The organism is Bacillus sp. AFS037270 (assembly GCF_002585305.1).
Window position 1 is genome coordinate 44,527 of the sequence record NZ_NUNF01000032.1, and the last position, 26,251, is coordinate 70,777.

Here is a 26,251-nt window from a genome sequence, read left to right on the forward strand (position 1 = left end):
TTTGAACCACTTAACTGTGAGAAAGTAATGATCGCTTTTTTTGTTTAATAGTTAAATGTGAAGAGTTTCCACGCCTATCGCCATATTTATTAAAAGAGATAAATGGAAGTATCTAAGAACTAAAACAGCTCCAAAAATCAAAAGAAGAACAGGCTGGAGAACTAGTCTCTCAGCTAAAGTAACACAATGATAGAATCGAGCATAAAAAGTAATAATCTCACTTTCTGATGGAAGGTGGGATTTTTCGTTATCAACGGAATTGACACCAATTGCTTAACACAATTGGTGTCAATTTCAATAGACTTTTGGAGCCATCAATTGTCATATTTACGTATAATACTTTCCTGTTTCTTCCAAATCCCTAATCGGAACGATTTGTCTTTCACTATGAATACCTCGTTCGGACACAACAGCCTTGTTTGATGGCTCATCGACACTCTCAATCCATACGGGAATTCCATGATAGTGTACGGCTACTTCTTGATCGGAAAACATGATTTCCTTCACACGATCCAAATTCATATGACCACCTCATCATTATCTTTTGCGATACCATAGGTTATATTCTTAATTTGTAAGAGTTATTTCCATAGGTAGCTTCAACCTAGTTTGATAATAGGGGTGAGTCATATAATGATTAAAATGGATACTGGCGATCTTTTGTTTGAATGGAAACCCATTTTGTAACTGTGAATTCTTCTACCACCCATGGGTTGCCAAACCGGCCTAATCCACTCGCTTTATTTCCCCCGAATGGAATATTTGGTGAGTCATTCACCGTCTGGTCGTTGATATGAGTCATGCCGCTATCAATTTGTAATGCCAGATTTTCCCCGTGTTTTAAGTCGCTAGTAAAAATGGCAGAACTTAATCCATACTCTGAATCGTTGGCGTAGGCAATGGCTTCTTCATCTGTCTCTGCTTTAATAATGGTAGCAATCGGAGCAAAAAGCTCGGTTTGCGCTAGCTTGCTCGAATTTTTAACATCTGTAAAAACATACGGTGTGAGGATGTTGCCAATCCTTTGTCCTTCCAAGGCGACCGTTACACCTTGTTTTTTAGCTTCTTCAATATACTGAAGTGCTTTTTCTAACTGTTGCTTATTCACCAATGGCCCGATGACGGTATTTGGATCACTTGGATTGCCAAATGGAAGCTGTTTGGCCCGTTCTACAAATTTGGCGACAAACTCGTCATATTTGTTTTTGTGAACAATGAAACGGTTGATTATCATGCAAATTTGGCCCTGATGGACAAATTTTCCAAAAATAGCTGCCTTCACAGCTTGGTCAATATCCGCATCAGATAGAACTATAAATGGGCTGTTTCCGCCAAGTTCAAGTGCAACCCGCTTTAAATTTTGACCGGCAATGGCTCCAATATGGCGTCCAACTGAAGTGGAACCAGTAAAACTGATAAGTTTCGAAATCGGGTTTGTCAACATGTCATCACCAATTTCGTTAATATCCGTTAAAATCACATTTAAAAGACCTTTAGGTAAACCAGCGTATTCAAACGCTTTTGCAATAATTGTACCGCCGGAGAGGGCAACTTGGATATCAGGTTTGTGGACAACACTATTTCCAAGTGCAATGGCCGGGGCTATTGTCCTCATTGATAAATTCATCGGAAAATTAAAAGGTGAAATGGAAGCAATCACGCCTAATGGCAGTCGGTGTATATGATTTAATTTGGCATTATCCGGACCTGGCACTTCTCGCACTTTACCGATTTCATCAGCAAATTTTATCGACTCCTCTAAAATTTCGATGGTTAGGTGGAATTCGATATTAGATTTTAACACGGTGCCGCCCGTCTCAAGGCCAATAGTTTTGACAATCTCCTCGCGGTTCCTGTTTAAATAATCCATTGCTTTGTGGAGAACTGCTCTTCTTTCTTCAACGGTTGACTTTGCCCATTGCCTCTGTGCTTCTTGGGCAATTTGAAATGCTTCATCCAACTGTTCTTTTGATGCTAGGCGAACGGAAGTAATGACTGAATCATCATATGGGTTCAAAATATCATAGGTTCTCTCACTTTGGCCTTCTGTCCATTCACCGTTGATAAAACTTTGATTTAACAACCCAACTGCTTGCATGAAAAAACTCCTCCCATCAATAAGCTAATAATCCCTCTAATATTGCAGCGCTTACAAAAGTGTTGTACGTGGCTATGTACAGTTAAACTATTTAAATATTCAACTGAATAGTGCGAATTCTAGCAACGATATTTTGGAAAGTAAACTCAATTGTTGCCATATATGCAACATTGTTAAAAAAATTAATACTTAGTCTAGCAAATTAGGAATCACTGACAGTTCATCGATTATTTTTTGTATGTTTTAATCAATTGCTTAATAAATGCATCCATCGTGTTGTCTATGAATAAATCTTTTTTATACACGATCCCTATCATTTTTCGGAAGTCACGATCCATGATCCGTATTTGCCTAATCTTGTCGTCGTGAATGGTAGAAAGATAGGACTTTGGTAGAATGGTGGCTAAGTCATGATTCTTTTTTACGAGTTGAAGCAGTGCCTCTACTGTCGAGAACTCAATTCTTGGTTGGATGGTGAAGCCCACCTTTTGACTCTCTTCCTCAAAAAAGTGACGCATGGTAAATTGATGGGGCAGCAGTGTCAGCGGATAGGTTTGCAAATCTTTTAACTGAATGGAATCGAACTCTGCAAGTTCATGAAGATGGGAAATGACTAAATAAAATTCCTCTTCAAAAAGTGGAATCGTTTCTAGCCGATTGTCTTCCTCCATTAAAAAGGTTACTCCCAAGTCTAATTGGTTCTGCAAAAGCCTATTGAAGGTTTCTTTTGTTCTCAAATCAATGATAGAAAGCTCGATTCCAGGATATTTTTCATGAAAGGATAAGACTGGAGATGTGAGTAGATGCCCTCCTGAACATCCAATCGACAATTTTCCCCGTAAAATCCCCCTCACGTCCTTTATTTTCGTACTTGCCTGTTCCAATTCAAAAAAGATCCGTTCGCAATGTTCCAATAGAATGTTTCCGGCATAGGTTAAACGTACTTTTTTTCCGGCCCGGCTGAACAGGGGGGTACCAAGCTGGGCTTCCAACAGCCGGATTTGTTGGCTCAATGTAGGCTGACTGATTCTTAATTTTTCTGCGGCTTTTGTAAAATGTAATTCCTGAGAAACGGTTACAAAATATTCTAATAGACGAAACTCCACTAGCTTCACATTCCCTTTTAATAGTTTATATCTATGATAATCATTAAAAATATTATATTGAACAATGAAAGGGTTTACAAATATAATGGCATTAAAGTTTTAAAAGTCTAAATATTCCCAATTGTTATTTTGGATTTAAATCGAAGGACAGGAGATGTGATTATGTCTAGTGAAAAAACATCTATGGCATTAGCTCAAGTAGAGGCCAAAAATTTAAAGTACACAACTTCCTCCGCTTTAATGGAGGCGCTTCAAGAATCAGGTGTTTCTTACATTTTCGCGAACTTAGGAAGTGACCATCCGGCAATTATAGAGAGTTGGGCGCAGGCTCAAATGGAAAATAAAGAATTCCCGCAAGTGATCATTTGCCCACATGAAATGGTTGCTTTAAGTGCAGCACATGGATTTGCACAGGTTAGCGGAAAACCGCAGGCTGTTTTTGTTCATGTCGAATGTGGAACCCAAAATATGGGTGGGGCCATACATAATGCGGCGAGAGGAAGAGTACCTGTATTTATACTTGCTGGGGCTTCACCATATACGCAGGAAGGAGAGCTTTTAGGTAGCCGGAATGAACATATTCACTGGCTCCAGGATGTGTTTGACCAGCGTGGGATTGTACGGGAATATGTGAAATATGACAATGAAATCCGGACAGGGAAAAATGTAAAGCAGGTGGTTCAGCGGGCGTTGCAAATAGCAGAGAGCGATCCAAAGGGACCCGTCTATTTAATGGCACCCCGTGAGGTGTTGGAAGCAGAAATTGAACCACCTGCAGTTGCTCATCGTGGCTGGAAACCACTTTCATCGTGTGCGATTGCACCAGACGATGTAGCAAAACTTTCCAAGAATCTAATCAAAGCGGAACATCCTTTAATTGTCACTTCCTACCTTGGCCGAAATACTGAAGCGGTTTCGGAGTTGGTCAAGCTTAGCGAGAAATTAGCGATTCCTGTATTGGAGTCCGTACCAAACTATGTGAATTTTCCCGCTGACCATCCGATGCATGTGGGGTATCAATGGAATGCTCCTGTGCAAAATGAATTATTAAGTCAAGCTGATTTTATTCTGGTCATTGATAGCGATATTCCTTGGATTCCGTTAGTCAATAAGCCGGCTGAAGGATGCGCGATCTCTTATATTGACGTAGATCCATTAAAAGAGAAAACACCACTTTGGTACATTCCGTCTGAAAGCTTCTTTAAAGCGGATTCATTAGTGGCTCTTCAGCAGTTGAATTCCTATATTGATAGTGTCAATGATATAAATCAAGTGAAAATTTCTGAGCGCTATCTCAAAATAGCTAATATCCATTCGAAACAAAGAAAGGAATGGAAAGTGAATGAGAATTTACAGAACCCAGACATCATTACACCCCAGTATTTAACAGCCTGTATTCGCGAGGCGATTGATGAAAACACGATTGTGATGACGGAGTCTATTACGAATTATGATGTTGTTTCCAAACACCTTCCACGGAATACGCCTGGAACGCTATTTGGAAGTGGGGCAAGCTCACTGGGTTGGCACGGTGGTGCCGCCATTGGTGCTAAGTTGGCAGCTCCGGAGAAAATGATTATCAATCTTACAGGAGATGGGACTTATATTTTCAGTAATCCGACACCTGTCCACTGGATCTCAAGAAAATATAACGTACCATTCTTAACGGTGATTTATAACAATCATGGCTGGGGGGCGCCTAGGATGTCAACATTGGGTGTACATCCAAATGGGATTGCCAGTCAAACCGATCAATTTTGGGTGAATTTCGACCCGGTCGCAGATTTATCGAAGGTAGCCGAAGCCGCTGGCGGAGCCTATGCTCAAATTATTGAAAAACCGGAAGAACTGATGGACGGCCTAGTCAAGGCAATCGAGATTGTCAAAAGCGGAAGATCGGCTGTATTAGATGTACGGCTGCAGAATGTGTCCCATCAGCAACTATAAGATCTGAACTTTTGTGTTCAAGTCTCTTCTAAAAGGGGTCAACAAGCAAATAAAAATGCCTATGTTTAAGGCTATATTTCCAAATATAAAGGGATATTCAAAAAAATCTATATTTAAAAATAAGGAGGATAACGCATGAAGAAAAAGGGTTGGCAGCGCTATCACACTATTTGGGCAATGCTGTTTTTAGGGTGGTTTGTTTCCTATATTGACCGGACAGCAACCGGACCTATCATTACATGGATGATTGACAATAAGGTGTCTTTCCTTTCAAATGTACCAAATCCACATGGACTAGGGGGATTAATCGGCAGTTTATTCTTTGCCGGTTTTATGATGAACCAATATCCTGGGGGTTCCATTGGGGATAAATTTGGGCACCGGACAGTTGTGGTTTTAAGTATTGTATGGGCAGGGATTACGACCCTATTCACAGGGTTTATCACGGGCTTAATCCTGTTTGTTCTTTTACGTGTGTTATTGGGATTGGGAGAAGGGGTCTTTTATTCGAATGACCGCTCCTATATTGTCTATCATTCACCGAAGGAAAAAGTCGGCCTTGGAATGGGGGTGGTCATAACCGGACTTTCGGTTGGACTAACTGTAGCGACTCTTGGTGTCCCCCTCCTTCTAAACGCGATGGAACCAGTGATGGGTAAAGAGGCATGGCGCTCCCCTTTTATCGTACTCGGTGTAATAACTTTAATCGCTTCACTCTTAATTTTTAAATATATGAAACCGTTATCTACATCTGTTCAGAAAATGAACCCAGAATCTCCGGCAGTCAAAGAAGTGTATGGAAGTGCCTTTCTGCTAATGTTGAAGTATGCAGCGGTTTTCGTTGTCATGATAATGGGCATTTACTTTGCTGCATTAAAAATGGGGTTATCCGATATTTCCATTGCTTTTATTTTAGTCTGCCTTTGTCCGCTCTTTATTGTTTTCCTATACAAGACTCGGAAATCCGAAATACGCCCTGTTTTAGCCAATAAAAACTTAATTTTCCTTTACGTATCCTTTATTCCGGTTATTTGGCACTTGTGGCTGTATGGTTATTGGTCGGTATCGATTGTAAAGGATTTTGGCGGCGGGGCACTCGTTGCTGCTGCGCTGGTTGCTTCTTTTAATGGTATTGCTGGAATTGTTGGCTTCCCAATCGGAGGAAAGATTTCCGATATGGTAGCCGGAACGGAAAATGGCCGGCGTAATGTCCTGGCCGTAGTGACAGCATTATTGACCGTTTCTATCTTTATATTTGCTGCCTATGTAATGACGGGTCATAACAATCCTGTCATCATGTCGATCATCCTTTTTGTATCTGGTTTATTCTTCTTTGCCCTTCAGCCAGTGTCGCATGCTTTGAATGCTGAAATTGCCCCTGAAAATAATCGTGGTGCAGCGTTTGGAATGTTTAATTTTATCTCGGAGATTGGAGCTGTTCTCTCTCCTGTAGTTTCAGGTGTTCTCCGTGATAGTACAGGAAGTTGGGGAGCGCCGCTGTTGTTGGATGGTGTTCTCCTTGCTGCCAGCTGTATCCTTGTTTTATGCGTCAACAGAGGAGTTTCCACGCAAATGAGCTTAACTGTTGAGAAATAAATCTTAAATTTAGCAGGATGAAAACGGCCTCGTCTTTTTCCAAAGGGAAAAGACAGGGGCTGGTTCATTTTTTAAAAGAATAGTAGGTGTGATATTACATAAACAGAAAAGCATAAATGATTTGTTAATGAGTAGCTATCGGCTCATTACCTAACCATGATCACGTTTTTCGCTTTAAAGTGAAGGAGGAGTAAATAAAATGCAATTCTTTAGAAAGACATTGGATGAAAAAGCGTTCCAGCTATTAAAAGAAAAAATGGAGCAAGGACTGTTGCCCCAGTGGGTTGTCACAGATCCGGATCTTTATGAACTGGAAATTGAAAAAATATATGGGCATACATGGCAATTTCTTGGACATGAATCGGAGTTAAAAGAGCCAGGCAGCTATGTGACAAGGTGGATGGTAAATGATCCTATTCTTCTCGTGAAAAATCGCAACGGTGAAATTAACGGATATCTTAATTCTTGTACACATCGTGGAACGCAGCTTTGCACGGCGGACCGGGGAAACAAAAAGTCTTTCACCTGTCCATATCATGGCTGGAGCTTTAATCTTGATGGGGATTTAATCGGCATCGTCGCCGGTAATAAAGTGTACGGTGAAGAAATGGATAAATCCGAGTGGGGACTACGTAAAGTCCCGCAGATTGGCAGTTACCAGGGGATGATTTTTGGAAACCTTGATCCAAATGCTGAAAGTCTTGAAGATTACTTAGGTGATATGAAATGGTATTTGGATATGATGATGGGTAGAAGTGATGGTGGAATGGAAGTTATCGGGCTGCCGCAGCGCTGGGTAGCAAAAGCGAATTGGAAGGCAACGGCGGAAAACTTTGCTGCTGACCCGTACCATGTCCAAACCACCCACCGCTCCACAGTTGAAATGGGAATTAGTCCAGAAGACCCGCTTTATGCAGGATATGGACACCAGGTTGTCATGGACCATGCACATGGAATAAATGTGATTACATCTAAAACCGGTGAAGTTAGAGTGCCATTTCAAGGAACTCCTGAATCAATGTGGCCGATGTTCAAGAAAAACGTAACTCCGGAACAATATGACATCCTTTCAAGAGTGACGGTTTTTGTTGGCGGCGTGTATCCAAATCTATCCTTTGTCAGTCCGATTCATGGGACGGAAGGGCATTTGCACAATTATTTGAATTTCCGGCTATGGAGACCGATAGGACCTGAAAAAGTAGAGGTATGGTGCTGGTTCTTTATTGATAAAGCGGCCCCAAAGGAATATAAGGAAGCAGCATATAAAGGTTATTTAGGATCGTTCGGTCCGACCGGAACTCTTGAGCAGGATGATACGGAAACATGGGCACGAATAGTCGAAGTAAGCAGTGGATTGATGATGCGGGATAAAGAATTAAGCTATAACAACGTTAGCAACTATTTAATGGGAATGAACCGGATTGAACCGGATGAAAATTTTCCTGGCCCTGGAACCGCCTATCCAACCTGTTATCTTGATGCCATTTCTAGAAAAATGCATGAAGAATGGCTTGAGTTAATTTCTAAGGATCTCTTTGTTAAGGAGGGAGTGTAAATGGATTCCAAGGTTCAAATGAGGATCTCTCCTCAGGTGGAATTAGAAATTACCCGTTTTCTTCATAAAGAGGCTTATTTTTTAGATCACCGAAAATATAAAGAATGGCTCGAATTGCTGGCTGATGAAATCGAATATCGTATGCCTCTGCGTGAAACGGTAGAAGGTGTTGGAGTTGATGACATTGCGAGTGATTCGTCCTTTTATGAAGAAACGAAGCTTTCACTTACTACACGGGTCAATCGGTTGTATACAAAATCAGCTTGGGTGGAAAATCCAGCAACACGGCAGCGTCATTTTATCTCAAACATTGTCGTTGAACCTACTGAGGATCCCAATGAATTTAAGGTCATTAGTTATTTTTTATATAAAAGGAGCAGAGGTTCTACACATGTAATAGAAGAATTGTTTGGTGAGAGAAATGATATTATCAGGATGGTTAATAATGAATATAAAATTGTTTCTCGGACCATTTTTCCTGATCAGGCTGTTATTACGACGATGAATATGAGTATGTTCTTATAGTTAGATTCCGAAAACTATTATTTTGTATTTTTTACTTAATGGTTTTTGAGAGGTCTCATAAATAGACTAAATCCGAAGTCTTGCTTTTTGCAAGCATTTCGGATTTTTTGTTATCAAAACAATCTGGAAGTCAATTATCATACATGAATAATAAAGGGAATGCACCCTGGGGGTGATTCCCTGTGAAATGTAGCTTGATTAAATCAAAGTGTCCGTTGGTTTATTACTTCAAATACAATTTAGTTGGATAAGCCCCACTAAAACAGGCGATACAGCGGCTGCTTGTGTCTGCTAAATCTACATCTACAGCCTCTAATAACCCTTCGGTACTTAAAAAGGCTAATGAATCTGCACCAATCACTTTTCCCATCGCACGTTCATGCTCATGTTTATTAGCAAATAGTTCCTCTTTTGTTGGCATATCCACTCCATAAAAACAAGGATTTTTGACCATAGGGGAACTTATTCGTACATGGACCTCCTTGGCACCTGCTTGACGAATCAATTGAACAATACGCTTACTTGTTGTTCCACGAACAATCGAATCATCAACAAGCACGACTCGCTTATCCTCAAGAATTTCCCTTACGGCACTTAATTTTAGACGAACGGCCAGTTCCCGCAATTCCTGGGTCGGTTCAATAAAAGAACGACCTGCGTAAGGGTTTTTGATGATACCCATTTCATAGGGAATACCCGATTGTTGAGCAAAACCCATGGCTGCAGGAACACTTGATTCCGGAACGGCCACAACCACATCTGCTTGGGTTGGATGTTCTTTTGCAAGGATTTGACCTAATTCTTTCCGGATGGATAAGACACTTCTTCCATGAATGACACTATCTGGACGGGCAAAATAAACAAATTCAAAGGAACATAGCGAAATATCGCCTTTTTCGGCAAATCGGCCTGTTTGAATACCCTTTTCATCAATGAGAAGCCATTCTCCCGGCTCGACATCCCTCCAAAACTTGGCATCAACCGCCTCTAAAGCACAGGTTTCGGAAGCGGCAATAATAGATTCACCAATTTTTCCGAGGCTTAGAGGTCGTAATCCATGTCGATCCAAGGCAACAAGCATTTGTTTATCTGTCATGATAAGCAAAGCGAATGAACCATCAATTCGCTTAAGCACTTCAGGTCCAGCTTTTTCAAAATATTTTTTACTGGAACGGGCAATCAGGTGAGCGATAATTTCCGTATCTGTTGTTGTCTGAAAAATGGCACCTTGTTGTTGGAGAACCTTCCGTTCGATAGCAGCATTCACCAGGTTCCCGTTATGGGCCACCGCCAAATCACCCTCACTATATTTAAAGACAAGGGGCTGTGCATTTTGCAGTAAACTAGCACCAGAAGTGGAATATCGTACATGACCTATGGCCATATTTCCACTTAATCCATCAAGAATCTCACGTGAAAATACTTGAGTAACTAACCCCATTCCTCTGTGATGCCTAAATGACTTCCCATCACTAGCCACGATTCCTGCGCTCTCCTGACCGCGGTGTTGAAGGGCATGAAGTCCGTAATAAGTTAAATCGGACGCTTTCGGATGATTAAAAACTCCAAATACCCCGCATTTCTCCTGCATTCCTGAATCCATTTGTCTTCCTCCCATAATTTCATTCCCTTATTTTTGGCAAAGGGGAAATTTCTATCCTTTTTTATTCATTTCCTAGTTCGCCTGTTTTGGCTGCTCAAAGCTTAAAAGTTTTTAGCTATTAATTAAAGGAGGGTGATTCAGGATAATCTAAAATCATTAAAGATTAAAAACACACAAGAATTTTTGTTGTTTGAAAGGGGAAAATGTTGTGAAAGTAATTAAACCCGGTTCAACAATTGGCATCCTAGGCGGAGGGCAATTAGGAAGGATGATTTCGATTGCCGGGAGAAACATGGGATATCGCTTTATTACCCTGGATCCGACACCGGACTCTCCATGTGGGCAATCAGCGGATCAACAAATAATAAGTTCCTTTTCTGATCTAAAGGCTGCTAAGGAATTAGCCGATTCCTCAGATGTTATTACCTACGAATTTGAAAACGTCGATTCAAATGTGACTTCCTTGTTAGAAAATACATCCTTTGTCCCACAAGGAAGTGAATTATTGCGAATAACACAAAACAGGATCCGTGAAAAGTCAATGTTGCATTCCTATGATGTGCCCGTGGCTCCTTTCTTGGTCATAGAATCCGAAAATGATATACATAAAGCTGTTGATTGTTTTGGTTTTCCTACCATAATGAAAACAGCTACCGGGGGCTACGATGGAAAAGGGCAATGGATCATAAAAAGCACGGATGATATTCCAAATGCGATTGAGACTTGGAAAAATGCGGGGAAAGACATGATTATTGAAAAGTTCATTCCCTTTTCGAAAGAATTATCGGTCATTGTTGCCCGAAATTTACAAGGGCAGACAAAGACTTTTCCAATTGCTGAAAATATACATGTAAATAATATTCTGCACCAGTCTATCGTTCCTGCAAGAATCACTGCTGAGCAACTAGAGAAAGCGGAAAAAATCTCACTAAAAGTGGCTGAGTCATTACAAGTTATCGGATTAATTGCTATAGAAATGTTTCTTACCAATGATGGTGAAATTATTGTGAATGAGTTAGCACCCAGACCACATAATTCTGGACATTATACAATGGATGCTTGTATAACATCGCAATTCGAACAGCATATACGGGCCATATGTGGACTGCCTTTAGGAGATACTACCCTCTTAAGCCCGATTATTATGGTGAATATTTTAGGTCAACATTTAAGTGAAGTGCTTACTAAAATCAATCAGCTTCCTCCAACAGCCAAGCTCCATTTATACGGTAAGAAGGAAAGTGTAGAAAATAGGAAAATGGGCCATATCAATTTTTTAGGTTCATCAATCGAACAAGTGGACCAGAGAATAAAGAATCTTAATATTTGGACCTAAAGGATCCGGATAGGCCGTATTATTATTTTCTTTTTAAAATTACTAAACAGGTGAATGAAGGAGTAACCCATAATGGAAAAACTAGAACAGCTTTATGAAGGAAAGGCGAAAAGAGTATTCAAAACTTCTGAACCAGAAACGTACTGGATTGAATATAAAGATGATGCGACTGCCTTTAATGGGGAGAAAAAAGCACAAATAGCCGGAAAGGGAACGCTAAATAACGAGATTAGTTCTATTTTCCTTAGTTTGCTGAAAGAAAAAGGGGTAGACAATCATTTTATTAAAAAAATTTCAGCAACAGAACAAATCGTTCAACAAGTCGAGATTATCCCCATTGAGGTGGTTGTTCGCAACATCGCGGCAGGATCACTGGCAAAAAGGCTTGGATGGGACGAAGGAAAGGAACTCCCGAAGATGATTGTGGAATTTTACTACAAAAATGATGAGCTTGGAGACCCTATGATTAACAATGATCATATTGACATTCTTGGGCTCGCTGCAGAACAGGAATTAGTTGAAATTCGAAAACAAGCTCTAAAAATCAATGAAATCCTAAAGGAATTCCTACAGACCAAAAATATTATCTTGGTGGATTTTAAATTAGAGTTTGGCAAAACCCCAGCAGGGACCATCATTTTAGCGGATGAAATCTCCCCGGATACGTGCCGATTTTGGGATGCCGATACAATGAAAAAGCTAGATAAAGATCGGTTTAGACGGGATTTAGGCAGCGTCGAAGAAGCATATCAAGAAATATTAAGGAGAATCGGGGGTAGTGTCAATGTTTAAAGCAACTGTATACGTAACGCTGAGAGAAAGTGTTTTAGATCCACAAGGGAATGCCGTTCAGGAGTCACTGCATTCACTTGGATATGAAGAGGTGGGAGATGTACGCATAGGGAAATACATGGAGCTAGAAATAAATAGTGATGATCAAAAAGCGGCAGAAGAACGAGTGAGGGATATGTGTGAGAAGCTATTAGCCAATACCGTGATTGAAGACTTTAGGTTTGACCTCAACAACATTGGAGGATAGGGGGAATTAAGTTGAACTTTGCTGTGCTGGTTTTTCCTGGTTCAAATTGTGATATTGATATGTATAAAGCGGTTTTAGATACGATAGAACAATCTGTCGAATATGTATGGCATCTAGAAACAGACCTATCGAAATATGATGCGATTCTTGTCCCAGGAGGATTCTCCTACGGGGATTATTTGCGGCCAGGTGCTGTCGCGAGTCTGTCTCCCGTCATGGAGCAGGTGAAAATAGCAGCGGAAGAAGGAAAATTGGTCCTTGGTGTTTGTAATGGATTTCAAATACTAACCGAAGCAGGGTTATTGCCAGGCGCTTTAAGAAGAAATCAACGTTTGAAATTTCATTGTGACACCATTGATTTAAAAGTAGAAAACAACCAAACTCCGTTCACATTAGAATATCAGGAAGGCGAAACGATTCGTATTCCCATTGCCCATGGCGATGGAAATTATTATTGTGACCAAGAGACATTGGAACAATTAGAGAAGAACAAACAAATTGTTTTCAGATATAAAGGGACCAATCCAAATGGTTCTATTTCTGAGATTGCAGGGGTGATCAACGAGAAAGGAAATGTTTTAGGATTAATGCCCCATCCGGAACGTGCCGTTCACAAATGGCTCGGAACTGATGACGGAAAACGGATGTTTTCATCTATTTTAAGTTACTGGAGGCAACAAAATGGTACAGCATAAAGAACCAACTCCCGAGCAAATCGCTCATCAAAAGGTCTACCGGGAAATGGGGTTAACGGACGAAGAGTTCGATAAAGTGATCGAGATTCTCGGGCGAAAACCTAATTATACGGAAACGGGAATATTTAGTGTCATGTGGTCCGAGCATTGCAGCTATAAAAATTCGAAGGTGGTCCTAAAGCGTTTTCCCACTTCAGGCCCGCATGTCTTGCAAGGTCCTGGAGAAGGGGCTGGAATTGTTGATATTGGTGATAACCAAGCAGTCGTGTTTAAAATTGAAAGCCACAATCATCCATCAGCCATTGAGCCTTATCAAGGTGCTGCGACGGGAGTTGGCGGGATCATTCGTGATGTTTTCTCCATGGGTGCACGTCCGATTGCCTTATTAAACTCACTTCGTTTTGGTGAACTTGATAATCCAAAAACGAAATATATTTTTGAAAATGTGGTCGCCGGTATTGCAGGATATGGTAACTGTATGGGCATTCCTACAGTTGGCGGGGAAATCTACTTTGATGCTTCCTATGAAGGCAATCCCCTTGTTAATGCCATGTGTGTCGGGTTAATTAACCATGATGAAATTCAAAAAGGAGTCGCTAAAGGGATTAATAACCCGGTTATTTATGTTGGAGCTGCCACCGGAAGAGATGGTATACATGGAGCAACCTTCGCATCCGAGGAGTTGAGTGAGAATTCAGAAGCAAAACGTCCAGCTGTTCAAGTAGGCGATCCGTTTATGGAAAAATTGCTGCTAGAAGCCACTCTTGAATTGATTTCCTCAGGTCATGTAGTAGGAATACAGGATATGGGGGCTGCAGGATTAACAAGCTCCAGTTCTGAAATGGCTAGTAAAGCGGGAAATGGCATTGAATTAAACCTAGACCTCGTTCCACAACGTGAAAAAGGCATGAGTGCCTATGAAATGATGCTGTCAGAATCCCAAGAAAGAATGCTGGTTGTCGCCAAAAGTGGAAAAGAAGAGGAAGTAAAAAAGATTTTTGACAAATGGGGACTTCACTCTGCTGTGATCGGCCGAGTGACAGATGATAATCATCTTCGATTACTCCACAAAGGAGAGGTCGTTGCGGAAATCCCGGCAGACAAACTGGCAGAAGATGCGCCGGTTTATTGTAAGCCCTCTAAAGAGGCTCCTTACTATGAACCATTTTCATCGATAGACCCAGCTGCAACCATTGAAGAGCCAAACGATTATAATTTGGTTTTAAAGCAGCTACTTGCCTCACCTACGATTGCCAGTAAAGAGTGGGTATATCAACAGTATGATTATATGGTGAGAACAAATACCGTCGTCATACCAGGATCGGATGCTGCTGTTGTTGCGATCCGAGGTACACGGAAAGCATTGGCGATGACGACGGATTGCAACGGAAGGTATGTGTATCTTGATCCGTTTGTTGGAGGAGCGATCGCAGTAGCAGAAGCGGCCCGTAATGTTGTTTGTTCCGGTGCAGAACCTTTAGCGATTACAGATAACTTGAATTTTGGGAGTCCAGAAAAACCAGAAATCTTCTGGCAGTTTGAAAAGGCGGCTGATGGCATTAGTGAAGCTTGCCGACAACTTAATACCCCGGTTATTGGCGGAAACGTTAGCCTCTATAACGAGACAAAAGGAGAAGCCATTTTTCCAACCCCAACGATAGGCATGGTTGGGCTCATGAAAGATATCGCTCACATAACAACACAGGAGTTTAAAAATGAAGGCGATGTAATCTTTTTAATTGGGGAAACCAAAGCAGAAATAGGCGGCTCTGAATACCAAAAAATAATGACAGGCAAGATCGAAGGACGTCCGCCGCAGTTAAACCTTGATTTAGAAAAGAAGATTCAAGCCTTTACCCTTAAGATCATTCAAGGAGGAATCGTAAAATCTGCTCATGATACGGCAGAAGGCGGTTTAGCAGTTGCAATAGCTGAAAGCTGTATTGGCGGAAAGTGGGGAGCAGAAATTCATTTAACGGATGAATTGCGTACGGACCTAAGTCTCTTTAGTGAAACTCAATCTCGAATCATTGTATCTGTGTCAGAGGAACACGTTGAAAAGATAAAGGAAATGGCCAATCAGCAAGAGGTATTGATAAAAGAAATCGGGAAAGTAAAGGGCAACGAATTTTCTATTTCTCATAATGGAAATAACGTCATCTCACAACCTGTTGCTTCATTGGATGCAGCCTGGCGGAATACTATTCCTGATATTATGCGTTCTGGATTACTAAAAAAGTTTAATATGCAGGAAATCTCTGCAAGTTTACCGTAAAGGAGTGAAACAGATGAGTGACGCGTACCGTCAAGCTGGAGTCAATATTGATGCGGGAAATGAAGCCGTTGAAAGAATGAAAAAACATGTAAAAAAAACTTTCCGTAAAGAGGTATTAACGGGACTAGGAGGGTTTGGGGCTTTATTTAAACCAGAGATTTCAGGGATAGAAGAACCTGTTTTTGTTTCAGGTACGGATGGAGTAGGGACTAAATTGAAGATTGCCTTTGCCATGGACAAACATGATACCATTGGAATCGATGCCGTTGCTATGTGTGTGAATGATGTAATCGTCCAAGGGGCCGAGCCTCTTTTTTTTCTAGACTATCTTGCCTGCGGTCAGATCGTACCGGAAAAAATTGAAGCCATCGTAAAAGGGATTGCAGATGGATGTGTACAGGCTGGGTGTGCGCTAATTGGCGGCGAGACAGCTGAGATGCCAGGTATGTACCAAGACGAGGAATATGACATCGCCGGCTTTACAGTAGGCATGGTGGATCAAAAACATCTTATTGATGGAAGCAAAGTAAAAGCTGGTCAGGTTCTCATTGGTTTAGCTTCGAGTGGTATACATAGCAACGGCTTTTCACTTGTCCGCAAGGTTCTATTAGAGGATGCCAAACTCTCATTAAGTGACTATGTTGATGAATTAGAATCTGAATTGGGAAGAGTGCTGCTTGCGCCAACCAAAATTTATGTGAAATCAGTCCTTTCAACTGTAAGGAAATTTCATGTCTCTGGTCTGGTGCATGTGACAGGCGGAGGCTTCTATGATAACATTCCACGAATTCTTCCCAAAGGCTTGCAGGCTGTAATTAACCATGAGTCATGGAAGGTCCCAAAAATTTTCTCCTTTATCCAAGATAGAGGCAATATATCCGATTATGATATGTTCCGAACCTTTAATATGGGAATTGGCATGATTTTAGTGGTAGATTCTAAAGACACCAAGACCATTTTAGAGCACCTACAAACGTTAGGTGAAACTGCGTACGAAATTGGTACCGTGCAAAGTGGTACTAATGATGTCGTTATTAAGAAGGAGTAGTTATGAAGATCGCCGTTTTTGCTTCTGGTACGGGTTCTAATTTTGCTGCGATTCTAGAATCCATTCAATCGAAAAAAATCATGAATGTTGAAGTGGTTTTACTAGTCAGTGATCGCCCAAAAGCCCTTGCAGTACAGAAAGCCAGGGATGAACGGATCCCTGTATTCACTTTTAATGCCAAAGACTATCCAAATAAACAAGTCTATGAAGAAGAGATACTTAACGAGTTAATAAAAAGGGAAGTTGCTTTTATCGTATTGGCTGGCTATATGAGACTGTTGGGTCCTGTTTTACTCCAGGCTTATGATCAAAAAATCATCAATATACATCCTTCGCTATTACCAGCTTTTGCAGGAAAAGATGCCATTGGTCAAGCGCTTGATTATGGGGTAAGGGTTACTGGGGTCACGGTTCATTATGTCGACGAAGGAATGGATACAGGACCGATTATCGACCAACGAGCAGTCACAATCGATCCGGATGAAACAAGAGAAACATTAACAAAAAAGATACAGGAGCAGGAGCATCGATTATTGCCAGAAGTAATCCAAAGACTGGCTTCTAGGCATCCATTTTAAAAACACTAGAGGTTAGGCATCACACTTAATAAATGTGTGGTGCCTCTTTCAATCTTTCCGGATTCAAAAAATTTAGTTATTTTTCCAATGGAACTTATATTCCTTATTAAGGTTACGAATACTAATTTCGTTTGCAGGATTTTTATGAAAAGGAGGAATTTTCCAATTGGTGAAACTGTTTGTATTCTTTGCAGTATTTTTACTTGTGATAGCTGGACATTTTTTTCCTTTACAAGCAATTGCTCAAAAGCTGGATAGTACGGTTCAATTACGCTTGCTTGAAACGACTGATGTACATATATTTTTGGCGAACTATGATTATTATCAGACAAAACAGGACAATAAGGTTGGTTTGGTGAAAACAGCAACTCTCATCAAACAGGCAAGAGATGAAGTGAAAAATTCAATGCTGTTTGATAATGGAGATGAAATTCAAGGGAATCCTTTGGGAGACTATATGGCAAAAAAGGGGTTAAAACCTGGTGAGGTTCATCCTGTTTACAGGTCCTTTAATCTGTTGGGATACGATGCCGCCACGGTTGGAAATCATGAGTTTAATTACGGCTTAGATTTTTTAAACGAAACACTCAATGACGCGAGAATGCCTGTGGTCAACGCCAATGTGTTTAAGGCCGGAACCAATCAGCCATATTTTAAACCGTATGTTATTTTAAAGAAAACTGTGATCGATAACGTGGGGAAAAAGCACACACTCAAGGTAGGCGTGGTTGGCTTTGTTTCGCCGCAAATTATGGAATGGGATAAGGGGAATTTAGAAGGAAAAGTGGAAACTAGATCAATTGTAGAGTCGGCAAAGAAATACGTCCCATTAATGAAGAAAGAGGGGGCTGATGTGATTGTAGCTCTGGCCCATACCGGAATTAGTGGTGAACCCTATCAGCCTGACATGGAGAATGCAGGTTATTATGTCACACAAATAAAGGACATTGATGCAGTATTCACAGGGCATCAGCATAATACCTTCCCGGGTCCTCTCTATAAGGATTTACCAAATACTAATCTGGAGAAAGGCACAATTAACGGGAAGCCGGTTGTAATGGCTGGGGCTTTCGGCAGCCATCTTGGTGTAATTGATCTTCAATTACAAAAACAGCGCGGCAAGTGGAAGGTGGTTGACAGTAAGGCTTCATTGCGGCCGATTGTAGATGCAAGTGGAAATTCTATTGTCCAAACCGACGAACAAATAATGGATAGCATCATGCCGGAGCATGAGGGCACGATCAAATATGTAAATCAACCTGTAGGTGAAACGACCGCTCCCATTATTAGCTATTTTGCACTCGTTCAAGATGATCCATCTGTACAGATTATTAATAATGCCCAAACGGATTATTTGGTGAAAAAACTAAAAGACCCTGCCTATAGTAAATATGCAGGAATACCGGTTCTTTCAGCGTCAGCGCCTTTTAAGGCAGGAGGGCGAGGGGGTCCAAGTTATTATACGGACATTCCTGCGGGAACATTGGCCATTAAAAATGTGGCTGACTTGTACTTGTACCCGAATACACTTCAGGCAAAATTGATCACTGGTGCACAGCTTAAAGAATGGCTGGAAATGAGTGCGGGGCAATTCAATCAAATTGATCCTGCTACCAGTGGGGAACACCAATTAATTAACTTAAGTTTTCCATCCTATAATTTTGATGTGATCGATGGAGTTCAGTACCAAATAGATATAACCAAGCCAGCTAAATATGATGGAAACGGGAATATGATTCACTCTGGTTCTAGTCGGATTATTAATTTGACTTTTCAAGGTAAGACAGTGGCAGATGATCAAAAGTTCGTTGTGGCGACGAATAATTACCGTGCAACCAGTACCACTTTCCCTGGAGTTAGTCAAGGTGAGATTGTGTTAAAGGCTCCAGATGAAAATCGGCAAATTGTCATGGACTATATACAAGCAGACAAATCTCTTAATCCAACTGCGGATCAAAATTGGTCACTAGCAAAATTTAAAGGCATGTCCATCCTTGTATTTGATTCATCACCAAATGCTCAAAAATATCTTGGACAATATCCAAACATAAAATACATGGGTCCCTCTACCGGAGGTTTTGCAAAGTATTCGATTAACTTGAACCAGTAACAATTGAAGTTTTTATTATGCGGCTGCTCAAGGAGAATTGCCCAAGTTCCCAAAAAAAGCTGTCCCAAAAAATATTTTGCGGACAGCTTTTTTATAGTGAAGTATGACAAATGTTATAAATAATAGTATCAGGATACAAATCACAATTCAAAATACAGAGAGGTTTGGTTTTCTCTGTATTCTTTTGGTGTAGATAATTTTATCTTAACAAAATTGCGATTGAATGAACGTATGTTTTCATATCCACAAAGATATGCAATCTCGGTAATATTTTTTTCCGTAGTACTTAACAAATAACAAGCATAGTTGATCCTGGTTTCATTTAGAAAATCTACAAAAGACGTTTTAACATGAGCATTAAAATATTTGGATAAATAATTATAACTGTAACCAAATGTCCCAGCCATACTGTTTAAAGAAATAGATTCCGTAAAGTGTTCCTGTATATAGGTTAAAATGGAATGGAGCAGCTCTGGTTCTTTTTGTACTTTAATGAGGGTTGTTTGTCTCATTAACTCTGATACTAATAAATAGAGACTTGCTTTTTGTTCTAGTAGATTTGAGTTAGTCGAAAAAAGTATCCTTGAAATAAGTGTTTTTGCCTCTAGTGATAGGTTGAAAACTGGGTTTTCTAGGGAGCTTTTTTCTATCATCCTTTGAAAAGTCGGTACAAAATCTGGAGAGAAGATACAAATTTTAGCTCGTGATTGTGAATTCGTAATAAATGAATGAATTTCATACGGTAATATTAGTAAAAATTGTCCAGTCTTCAAATGAAAACATCTTTGACTAATTATGACTTCCATTTCTCCTTCTACAACAAATACTAATTCAAAACATCGGTGGAGATGGCTTGGAAAGTTTAAATCAGTCGTCTCATAGTTAGTCATTAAATCATAATGCTGTGCTTCATAGATTAACATTTTATTATTGGTCCTTTTGAAAAAAAGTTAAATTTTGTCTAGGATTATATAAGTTTTTTCTTGTTGTGTCAAACCAAATAATGATAAATTTTTAAATAGTTAGAAAAATAAAAAATAGAGTTTAATCGCAAGTTTTTTGGTTGTAATTCTTAGAGTAATGGCATGAGCATCTATTAAATGGAGCACAAGAGACTATTAATCGCTTAATCTTATCACAATCAAATATAAAAAGGAGATAAGTATGGAAAATATTAGAATTGGAATGGTCGGCTATAAATTTATGGGTAAAGCACATAGTCATGCATACCGGGATCTTCCACTCTTTTTCCCAAACACAGTCCATCCTGAAATGAAGGTGATTTGTGGACGTGATCCTGAAGGTGTGGCGCTTGCAGCTAAGCAATTCGGCTGGGAGGAATATACCACTGACTGGAAAACTCTCTTAGACAGAGATGATATTGATTTAATAGATATAAATGCACCAAGTGATGTACATAAAGAAATAACGATTGCGGCTGCACAAGCAGGGAAACATGTTTTTTGCGAAAAACCGTTAGCGCTTACATTGGAGGACTCGAGAGAAATGCTTCAAGTGGTTGAAGCGGCTGGTGTTAAGCACATGGTTGGTTTTAATTATCGCTTTGCCCCTGCAGTCATGCTTGCTAAAAAACTTATTGACGAAGGGAACCTAGGAGAAATCTATCATTTCCGCGCTCATTTTTTACAGGATTGGCTCGTCGATCCAAACTTTCCATTAGCATGGAGACTACAGAAGGATGTTGCCGGTTCAGGTTCTCACGGAGATCTTGGTGCCCATCTGATTGATTTGGCGCATTATCTCATTGGGGATATGACAGAAGTGATTGGAATGAGCGAAACATTTATCAAAGAAAGACCAATTCCAACTCAAATGACAGGCTTATCAGCAAAAGGCAGTGATAGTGGTGAAAAAGGGGAAGTAACGGTTGATGATGCAACCCTATTCTTGGCTCGTTTTGCGAACGGAGCTCTAGGAAGCTTTGAAGCTACTCGTTTTGCTGCTGGACACCGCTGTACCAATTCATTTGAGATCAATGGCAGTAAAGGAAGTGTCGTCTTTGACTTTGAACGGATGAATGAACTGCAAGTTTATTTCGTGAATGACAGAGACGATGTTCAAGGTTTCCGCCGTGTCTTAGCGACTGACCCAACGCATGCATTTGCCGAAGCTTGGTGGCCGCCAGGACATACGATTGGTTATGAACATACGTTTATTCATGAAGTGGTTGAACTGATGGAGTCTTTCCGGGAAGACCGCCAGCCAGTTCCTAACTTCCGCGATGGCGTAAAGTGCCAAGAAGTTTTAGCAGCGGTTGATTTATCAATTGAAAAACGCCAATGGATCCGAATTTCTGACGTTTAAAATAAAATATCAAAGGAGTGCATGAGCTATGCAAAAAAAGGCATTAATCGTTTGGGGCGGATGGGATGGACATCAGCCAGAGCAGGTAGCAGAAATCTTTAAAGGAATCCTTGAGGAAGAGAATTTCCAAGTGGAGGTTTCCAATTCACTAGACTCATATGCAGATAAGGAGAAGTTAAAGTCCTTAGATCTAATCGTTCCTCACTGGACGATGGGACAAATTGAAAGAAAGTATGTCTTAAATATCTCTGAAGCAGTCGCAGCGGGTGTTGGCTTAGCCGGCTGCCACGGTGGCATGTGTGACTCTTTCCGTAACAATGTGGACTGGCAATTTATGACGGGCGGAAATTGGGTCGCTCATCCTGGTAATGATGGTGTGGAATACACAGTAAACATCAAGCATTCCTCTAGTCCGCTCTTAGAAGGGATCTCTGATTTTAAAGTTGCTAGTGAGCAATATTACCTTCATTACGACCCAGCTGTGGAAGTATTAGCGACTACTCGCTTTCCAGTATTTCATGGTCCGCATTCTGCCAACAAAGCAGTGGATATGCCAGTAGTATGGACAAAACGCTGGGGCCTTGGAAATGTATTTTATAATTCATTAGGCCATCAGGCAAACATCGTTGCCATGCCTGAAGTTTCGCTGATTATGCGACGCGGATTCCTATGGGCTGCTGAAGGAAAGAAACGGGCTGAAGAATTAGATGTAGATTCAATTTACGGAAATGTGCGTGCCTATACTGGCATGGGAGACAGTCAATAAGAAAGTGTTTAAGAATATTAAACTAGGAGGAGCTATCATGAAAAAGCTAAAGATCGGTATTATCGGTTGTGGAAATATTAGTTCTATTTATATGGAAAACTGTCAGAAGTTCCCTCACCTCGAACTGATTGCCTGTGCGGATTTAGATGTAGAGCGTGCACAATCCCAAGCTGAAAAGTTTGGTATTCCTAAAGCTTGTTCCGTGGAAGAATTGCTTTCTGACCAAGCGATTGAACTAGTTATCAATTTAACGATTCCAAAAGCACATGCCATTGTCTGCATCCAGGCACTTGAAGCAGGTAAGCATGTTTATACAGAAAAACCACTAGCTGTTACACGCGAGGAAGGAAGACAAATTTTAGAAACAGCCAAGAAGAAGAATCTCCTTGTTGGCAGTGCACCTGATACCTTCTTAGGTGCGGGTATTCAAACCGCCATTCATTTGATTGAACAAGGTGAAATCGGTGAACCGATTGGTGCTTCAGCCTTCATGATTTGCCGCGGTCACGAACATTGGCATCCAGATCCTGCCTTCTATTATGATACCGGCGGCGGACCGATGTTTGATATGGGACCCTATTACTTAACAGCATTGGTGGCTCTTTTAGGACCGATTAAACGAATTTCTGGATCCGTTCGGATTAGTTATCCGGAAAGAACGGTGCTTAGCCAGCCAAAAGCAGGTACTAAAATTGAAGTATCAACCCCAACGCACATTTCAGGTGTGATTGATTTTGCATCGGGGGTAATTGGAAACATTACAACAAGCTTTGATGCATTTGGCGGTACCTCTCTGCCTCCTATTGAAATTTATGGAAGTGAAGGGACTTTACTAGTACCTGATCCAAATACGTTCGGTGGTCCTGTCAAAATAAGAAAACGTGATGAAAATGAATTTAAAGAGGTTCCTCTAGCTTACGGGAACGCCCAAAACAGTAGAGGACTTGGTGTCGCTGATATGGCCAAAGCGATTCTCGAAGGTGGAAATTATCGAGCAAATGGCGATTTAGCGTATCATGTTTTAGAAGCGATGCATGGCTTCCATGATTCCTCGGATAATGGTAAACACTATCTAATGGAAAGTACATGTACGCGCCCTGAATCAGTTCCTTTTGAATTACAGGCTAAGTAGATCTAAAATCTTTTGGTAAACTTCAGAAGCTTCTCTGAAAATATTTATTAAATAAACCTATCAAACCCTTTTTTAGTATAGATGTTGGTAGACTAACTTGAAAAAATCTACTCGTTTCATTTTGAAATGAGTAGTTTTTCTTCATTTTTAGGCTCTGTTAAATGACATTGTTGTTTTTATACGCTGTTGATTGGAAATCAACAGCCAAATTTAACAGAGCCAGTTTTTTTAACCCCTTTGCAGTACTTATATTTTTGATAAATTCAAAATAGGAGGCCGATAATGAGTAAATTAAAGGCGATACAAGTTGGAACAGGAGGATTTGGAACCTCTTGGCTTGAAATATTGGATAATTTTCAAGAACTAGAGTTAGTAGCGGTAGTCGATGTCAATCAAGAAAATCTTGAAAATGCGAAAAAGTTTGTTAAGAATCCTTTAGTTGAATACTACACTGACCATTTAGAGGCCTTTGCAAAAAGTAAGGCGGATATTGCGGTGATTATCACACCACCACAAACACATAAAAAGCTTGCGCTTGATGCATTAGCCAATGACTTACATGTTTTTATGGAGAAACCAATCGCGCAAACCTTTGAAGATGCGAAAGAGTTACTCGAAAAATCCAATATCTACGAGAAATTTATTATGATCAGTCAAAATTATCGCTGGAGACCGGAGATACAAGCGGTTAAAAAGGCACTAGAAAAAGAGGTCATTGGCAAAGTAGAATACGTTGAATGGAACTTCCGCCGAGCTACCAATTTCGGAGGATGGAGGGATCAATATTCCGAGATTCTTATCGAGGATATGAGCATTCATCACTTTGATTTAATGAGATATCTACTAAATGTCAATCCTTCAGCGGTTTTTGCCAAAAGTATGAAGCCCTCCTGGAGTTGGTTTAACGGCAATAGTGCGGCTAGTCTAGTAATGGATTTTGAAGGAATTCTAATTAACTATTTTGGTAGTTGGGTAACAAGAGGGAAAGAAACACCATGGAATGGTGATTTTAAGTTGGTGGGGGAAAAGGGTATCATTGAACTAACGGATAATTGTCCTACGGTTTCGTTTGAAAATGGGCAAACCAAACAATTAGAAATAGAGCCAATGGAATATAAGGATCGTGAGTATTCTATCTATGAAATGGTATCAGCCATTAAACAAGGAAGAAAACCGGTAACCGTTCTTTCTGATAATATTCAAAGCTTTGCCGTTGTGGGAGCAGCTTTACTATCGATTAAACAAAACAAGGAAATTGATGTTCAAGATATTATTGAAATGAGGAGTGTGAAACTATGAAACTAGGTGTATTTGCAGTATTATTTTCAAAAATGTCTTTAGCAGAAATGTTAGATTACATTAAAGAAAGCGGCTTGGACACCGTTGAAATTGGTACAGGTGGATATGTGGGTAATGCTCATTGTAATCCTAGTGAATTATTAGCAAATCAATCTAAATTGGAACAATTTAAACAGGCATTTGAATCAAGAGGGATCAAGATTAGTGCCTTAAGCTGCCATGGAAATCCGCTCCATCCAAATACAGAAATTGGCTATGAACACCATGATGCTTTTGTCGATACAGTAAAGCTCGCGTCTATTTTGGGTGTAGAAAATGTGGTTACCTTCTCGGGTTGTCCGGGAGAGTCCGAGTATTCCCAACACCCAGTCTGGATCACGAATCCTTGGCCGGATGATTTTTCTAAGGTGGTACAGTGGCAATGGGAAAATAAAGTCATTCCTTATTGGAAGAAACAGGCTGAACTATTAGAAGAGTGTAATGTTCGCGTGGCTATAGAACCACACCCAGGATTTGTAGTTTATAACACAGAAACGGCACTGCGCCTGCGAAATGAGTGCGGTGATAGAATCGGTATCAACTTTGATCCTAGTCACTATTTCTGGCAAGGAATGGACCCAGTCGCCAGTATTAAGGCATTAGGAGATGCTATTGTCCATTTCCATGCGAAGGACACGAAGGTTGATAACCAAAATTGTCTTCTGAATGGGGTCCTAGACACAAAATCATACAAGGATATCGCGAATCGGTCTTGGGTATTTAGAACAGTTGGATATGGTCACGGAGAAGATGTATGGAGAGATATTATAAGTGCTCTTCAAGTGATTGGGTATCAAGGTGCCATTAGTATTGAACATGAGGATGGCCTCATGAGCGTTGAAGAAGGATTTAGTAAGGCGGTGTCGTTCTTGAAAGATATGGTAATTCAAGAGGGGGCCAAGGAATTATGGTGGGCCTAAAGAAAGAAGTTCGAATTGGGATGGTTGGTTATAAGTTCATGGGGAAGGACCATTCTCATGCCTATCAAGGTCTCTCTACCTTCTTTCAATTGGGGGTAAAGCCAGTTTTGCCACTGATGAAGATGGATTACAAGGGTTCAGGAAAATCAATTGCACAGAGGAACCACACCCTTTTGCGGGAGCCTATTGGCCTGCTGGGCATATTATTGGATACGAGCATACCTTTATCAATTTAATTGTTACTTTGATGAATGGAATG

At 40.5% G+C, this 26,251-nt stretch carries 23 protein-coding genes; 18 read left to right on the forward strand and 5 right to left on the reverse strand.

Going from position 1 to position 26,251, the window contains the following annotated elements:
• Positions 1 to 327: 327 nt before the first annotated feature.
• The 3 genes from COD92_RS15970 to COD92_RS15980 form a co-directional block, all read right to left on the reverse strand.
• Positions 328 to 522, reverse strand: a complete 195-nt coding sequence (locus COD92_RS15970; RefSeq protein WP_098531438.1) for an H-type small acid-soluble spore protein — start codon at positions 520 to 522, stop codon at positions 328 to 330.
• Positions 523 to 637: 115 nt separating this feature from the next.
• On the reverse strand, positions 638 to 2,098 hold the full coding sequence (locus COD92_RS15975; RefSeq protein ID WP_098531439.1) for an aldehyde dehydrogenase family protein: 1,461 nt from the start codon (positions 2,096 to 2,098) through the stop codon (positions 638 to 640).
• Positions 2,099 to 2,325: 227 nt separating this feature from the next.
• Complete coding sequence (locus COD92_RS15980; protein WP_098531440.1) at positions 2,326 to 3,204, reverse strand: LysR family transcriptional regulator; 879 nt, start codon at positions 3,202 to 3,204, stop codon at positions 2,326 to 2,328.
• A gap of 162 nt (positions 3,205 to 3,366) precedes the next feature.
• On the opposite strand from COD92_RS15980, the gene COD92_RS15985 reads away from it, so the two are divergent.
• From COD92_RS15985 to COD92_RS16000, 4 genes are all read left to right on the forward strand, one after another.
• The gene (locus COD92_RS15985) at positions 3,367 to 5,151 is read left to right on the forward strand and encodes a thiamine pyrophosphate-requiring protein (protein WP_098531441.1); all 1,785 of its coding nucleotides are present in this window, start codon (positions 3,367 to 3,369) and stop codon (positions 5,149 to 5,151) included.
• Between the two features lie 135 nt (positions 5,152 to 5,286).
• Positions 5,287 to 6,747 (forward strand): MFS transporter, encoded by a 1,461-nt coding sequence (locus COD92_RS15990; protein ID WP_098531442.1) that lies wholly within the window; start codon positions 5,287 to 5,289, stop codon positions 6,745 to 6,747.
• Positions 6,748 to 6,946: 199 nt separating this feature from the next.
• Positions 6,947 to 8,302 (forward strand): aromatic ring-hydroxylating oxygenase subunit alpha, encoded by a 1,356-nt coding sequence (locus COD92_RS15995; protein WP_098531443.1) that lies wholly within the window; start codon positions 6,947 to 6,949, stop codon positions 8,300 to 8,302.
• Positions 8,303 to 8,827 (forward strand): 3-phenylpropionate/cinnamic acid dioxygenase subunit beta, encoded by a 525-nt coding sequence (locus tag COD92_RS16000; protein WP_176541275.1) that lies wholly within the window; start codon positions 8,303 to 8,305, stop codon positions 8,825 to 8,827.
• A gap of 223 nt (positions 8,828 to 9,050) precedes the next feature.
• Here the strand turns inward: COD92_RS16000 and purF are convergent, their stop codons facing one another.
• Positions 9,051 to 10,430, reverse strand: coding sequence for an amidophosphoribosyltransferase (gene purF, locus COD92_RS16005; RefSeq protein ID WP_098531444.1), 1,380 nt, complete (start codon positions 10,428 to 10,430; stop codon positions 9,051 to 9,053).
• 208 nt (positions 10,431 to 10,638) lie between these two features.
• On the opposite strand from purF, the gene purK reads away from it, so the two are divergent.
• The 8 genes from purK (at position 10,639) to COD92_RS16045 (ending at position 19,511) form a co-directional block, all read left to right on the forward strand.
• Positions 10,639 to 11,766 carry a 5-(carboxyamino)imidazole ribonucleotide synthase gene (purK, locus tag COD92_RS16010; protein WP_255286709.1) on the forward strand — a complete coding sequence of 376 codons (1,128 nt, stop codon included), beginning with the start codon at positions 10,639 to 10,641 and terminating at the stop codon, positions 11,764 to 11,766.
• A 72-nt stretch (positions 11,767 to 11,838) separates the two neighbouring features.
• A complete protein-coding gene (purC, locus tag COD92_RS16015) occupies positions 11,839 to 12,558 on the forward strand; it encodes a phosphoribosylaminoimidazolesuccinocarboxamide synthase (protein ID WP_098531446.1) in 720 nt (239 codons plus the stop codon).
• Positions 12,551 to 12,805, forward strand: a complete 255-nt coding sequence (purS, locus tag COD92_RS16020; protein WP_098531447.1) for a phosphoribosylformylglycinamidine synthase subunit PurS — start codon at positions 12,551 to 12,553, stop codon at positions 12,803 to 12,805. Before purC ends, purS begins: the two co-directional genes overlap by 8 nt.
• A gap of 11 nt (positions 12,806 to 12,816) precedes the next feature.
• Positions 12,817 to 13,500 (forward strand): phosphoribosylformylglycinamidine synthase subunit PurQ, encoded by a 684-nt coding sequence (purQ, locus tag COD92_RS16025; RefSeq protein WP_098531448.1) that lies wholly within the window; start codon positions 12,817 to 12,819, stop codon positions 13,498 to 13,500.
• The gene (purL, locus tag COD92_RS16030; RefSeq protein ID WP_098531449.1) at positions 13,487 to 15,775 is read left to right on the forward strand and encodes a phosphoribosylformylglycinamidine synthase subunit PurL; all 2,289 of its coding nucleotides are present in this window, start codon (positions 13,487 to 13,489) and stop codon (positions 15,773 to 15,775) included. The genes purQ and purL overlap by 14 nt, the downstream gene beginning before the upstream one ends.
• Before the next feature lie 13 nt (positions 15,776 to 15,788).
• Complete coding sequence (gene purM, locus COD92_RS16035) at positions 15,789 to 16,823, forward strand: phosphoribosylformylglycinamidine cyclo-ligase (protein ID WP_098531450.1); 1,035 nt, start codon at positions 15,789 to 15,791, stop codon at positions 16,821 to 16,823.
• 2 nt (positions 16,824 to 16,825) lie between these two features.
• Positions 16,826 to 17,401 carry a phosphoribosylglycinamide formyltransferase gene (gene purN / locus COD92_RS16040; RefSeq protein WP_098531451.1) on the forward strand — a complete coding sequence of 192 codons (576 nt, stop codon included), beginning with the start codon at positions 16,826 to 16,828 and terminating at the stop codon, positions 17,399 to 17,401.
• A 169-nt stretch (positions 17,402 to 17,570) separates the two neighbouring features.
• Positions 17,571 to 19,511, forward strand: a complete 1,941-nt coding sequence (locus tag COD92_RS16045; RefSeq protein WP_255286715.1) for a bifunctional 2',3'-cyclic-nucleotide 2'-phosphodiesterase/3'-nucleotidase — start codon at positions 17,571 to 17,573, stop codon at positions 19,509 to 19,511.
• Between the two features lie 140 nt (positions 19,512 to 19,651).
• Here COD92_RS16045 and COD92_RS16050 read toward each other — a convergent pair whose 3' ends face one another.
• Entirely contained in the window at positions 19,652 to 20,434 is a 783-nt protein-coding gene (locus tag COD92_RS16050) for a helix-turn-helix domain-containing protein (RefSeq protein WP_098531453.1), read from the reverse strand.
• Positions 20,435 to 20,675: 241 nt separating this feature from the next.
• Between COD92_RS16050 and COD92_RS16055 the strand changes: the two genes are divergently transcribed.
• The 6 genes from COD92_RS16055 (at position 20,676) to COD92_RS32035 (ending at position 26,228) form a co-directional block, all read left to right on the forward strand.
• The gene (locus COD92_RS16055; protein ID WP_098531454.1) at positions 20,676 to 21,836 is read left to right on the forward strand and encodes a Gfo/Idh/MocA family protein; all 1,161 of its coding nucleotides are present in this window, start codon (positions 20,676 to 20,678) and stop codon (positions 21,834 to 21,836) included.
• 28 nt (positions 21,837 to 21,864) lie between these two features.
• Positions 21,865 to 22,602, forward strand: coding sequence for a ThuA domain-containing protein (locus tag COD92_RS16060; protein ID WP_098531455.1), 738 nt, complete (start codon positions 21,865 to 21,867; stop codon positions 22,600 to 22,602).
• A gap of 37 nt (positions 22,603 to 22,639) precedes the next feature.
• Complete coding sequence (locus COD92_RS16065) at positions 22,640 to 23,734, forward strand: Gfo/Idh/MocA family protein (protein ID WP_176541277.1); 1,095 nt, start codon at positions 22,640 to 22,642, stop codon at positions 23,732 to 23,734.
• Between the two features lie 282 nt (positions 23,735 to 24,016).
• Positions 24,017 to 25,033 carry a Gfo/Idh/MocA family protein gene (locus tag COD92_RS16070; RefSeq protein ID WP_098531456.1) on the forward strand — a complete coding sequence of 339 codons (1,017 nt, stop codon included), beginning with the start codon at positions 24,017 to 24,019 and terminating at the stop codon, positions 25,031 to 25,033.
• Positions 25,030 to 25,992, forward strand: coding sequence for a sugar phosphate isomerase/epimerase family protein (locus COD92_RS16075; RefSeq protein WP_098531457.1), 963 nt, complete (start codon positions 25,030 to 25,032; stop codon positions 25,990 to 25,992). Before COD92_RS16070 ends, COD92_RS16075 begins: the two co-directional genes overlap by 4 nt.
• Complete coding sequence (locus COD92_RS32035; protein ID WP_176541278.1) at positions 25,980 to 26,228, forward strand: hypothetical protein; 249 nt, start codon at positions 25,980 to 25,982, stop codon at positions 26,226 to 26,228. Before COD92_RS16075 ends, COD92_RS32035 begins: the two co-directional genes overlap by 13 nt.
• Positions 26,229 to 26,251 lie beyond the last annotated feature (23 nt).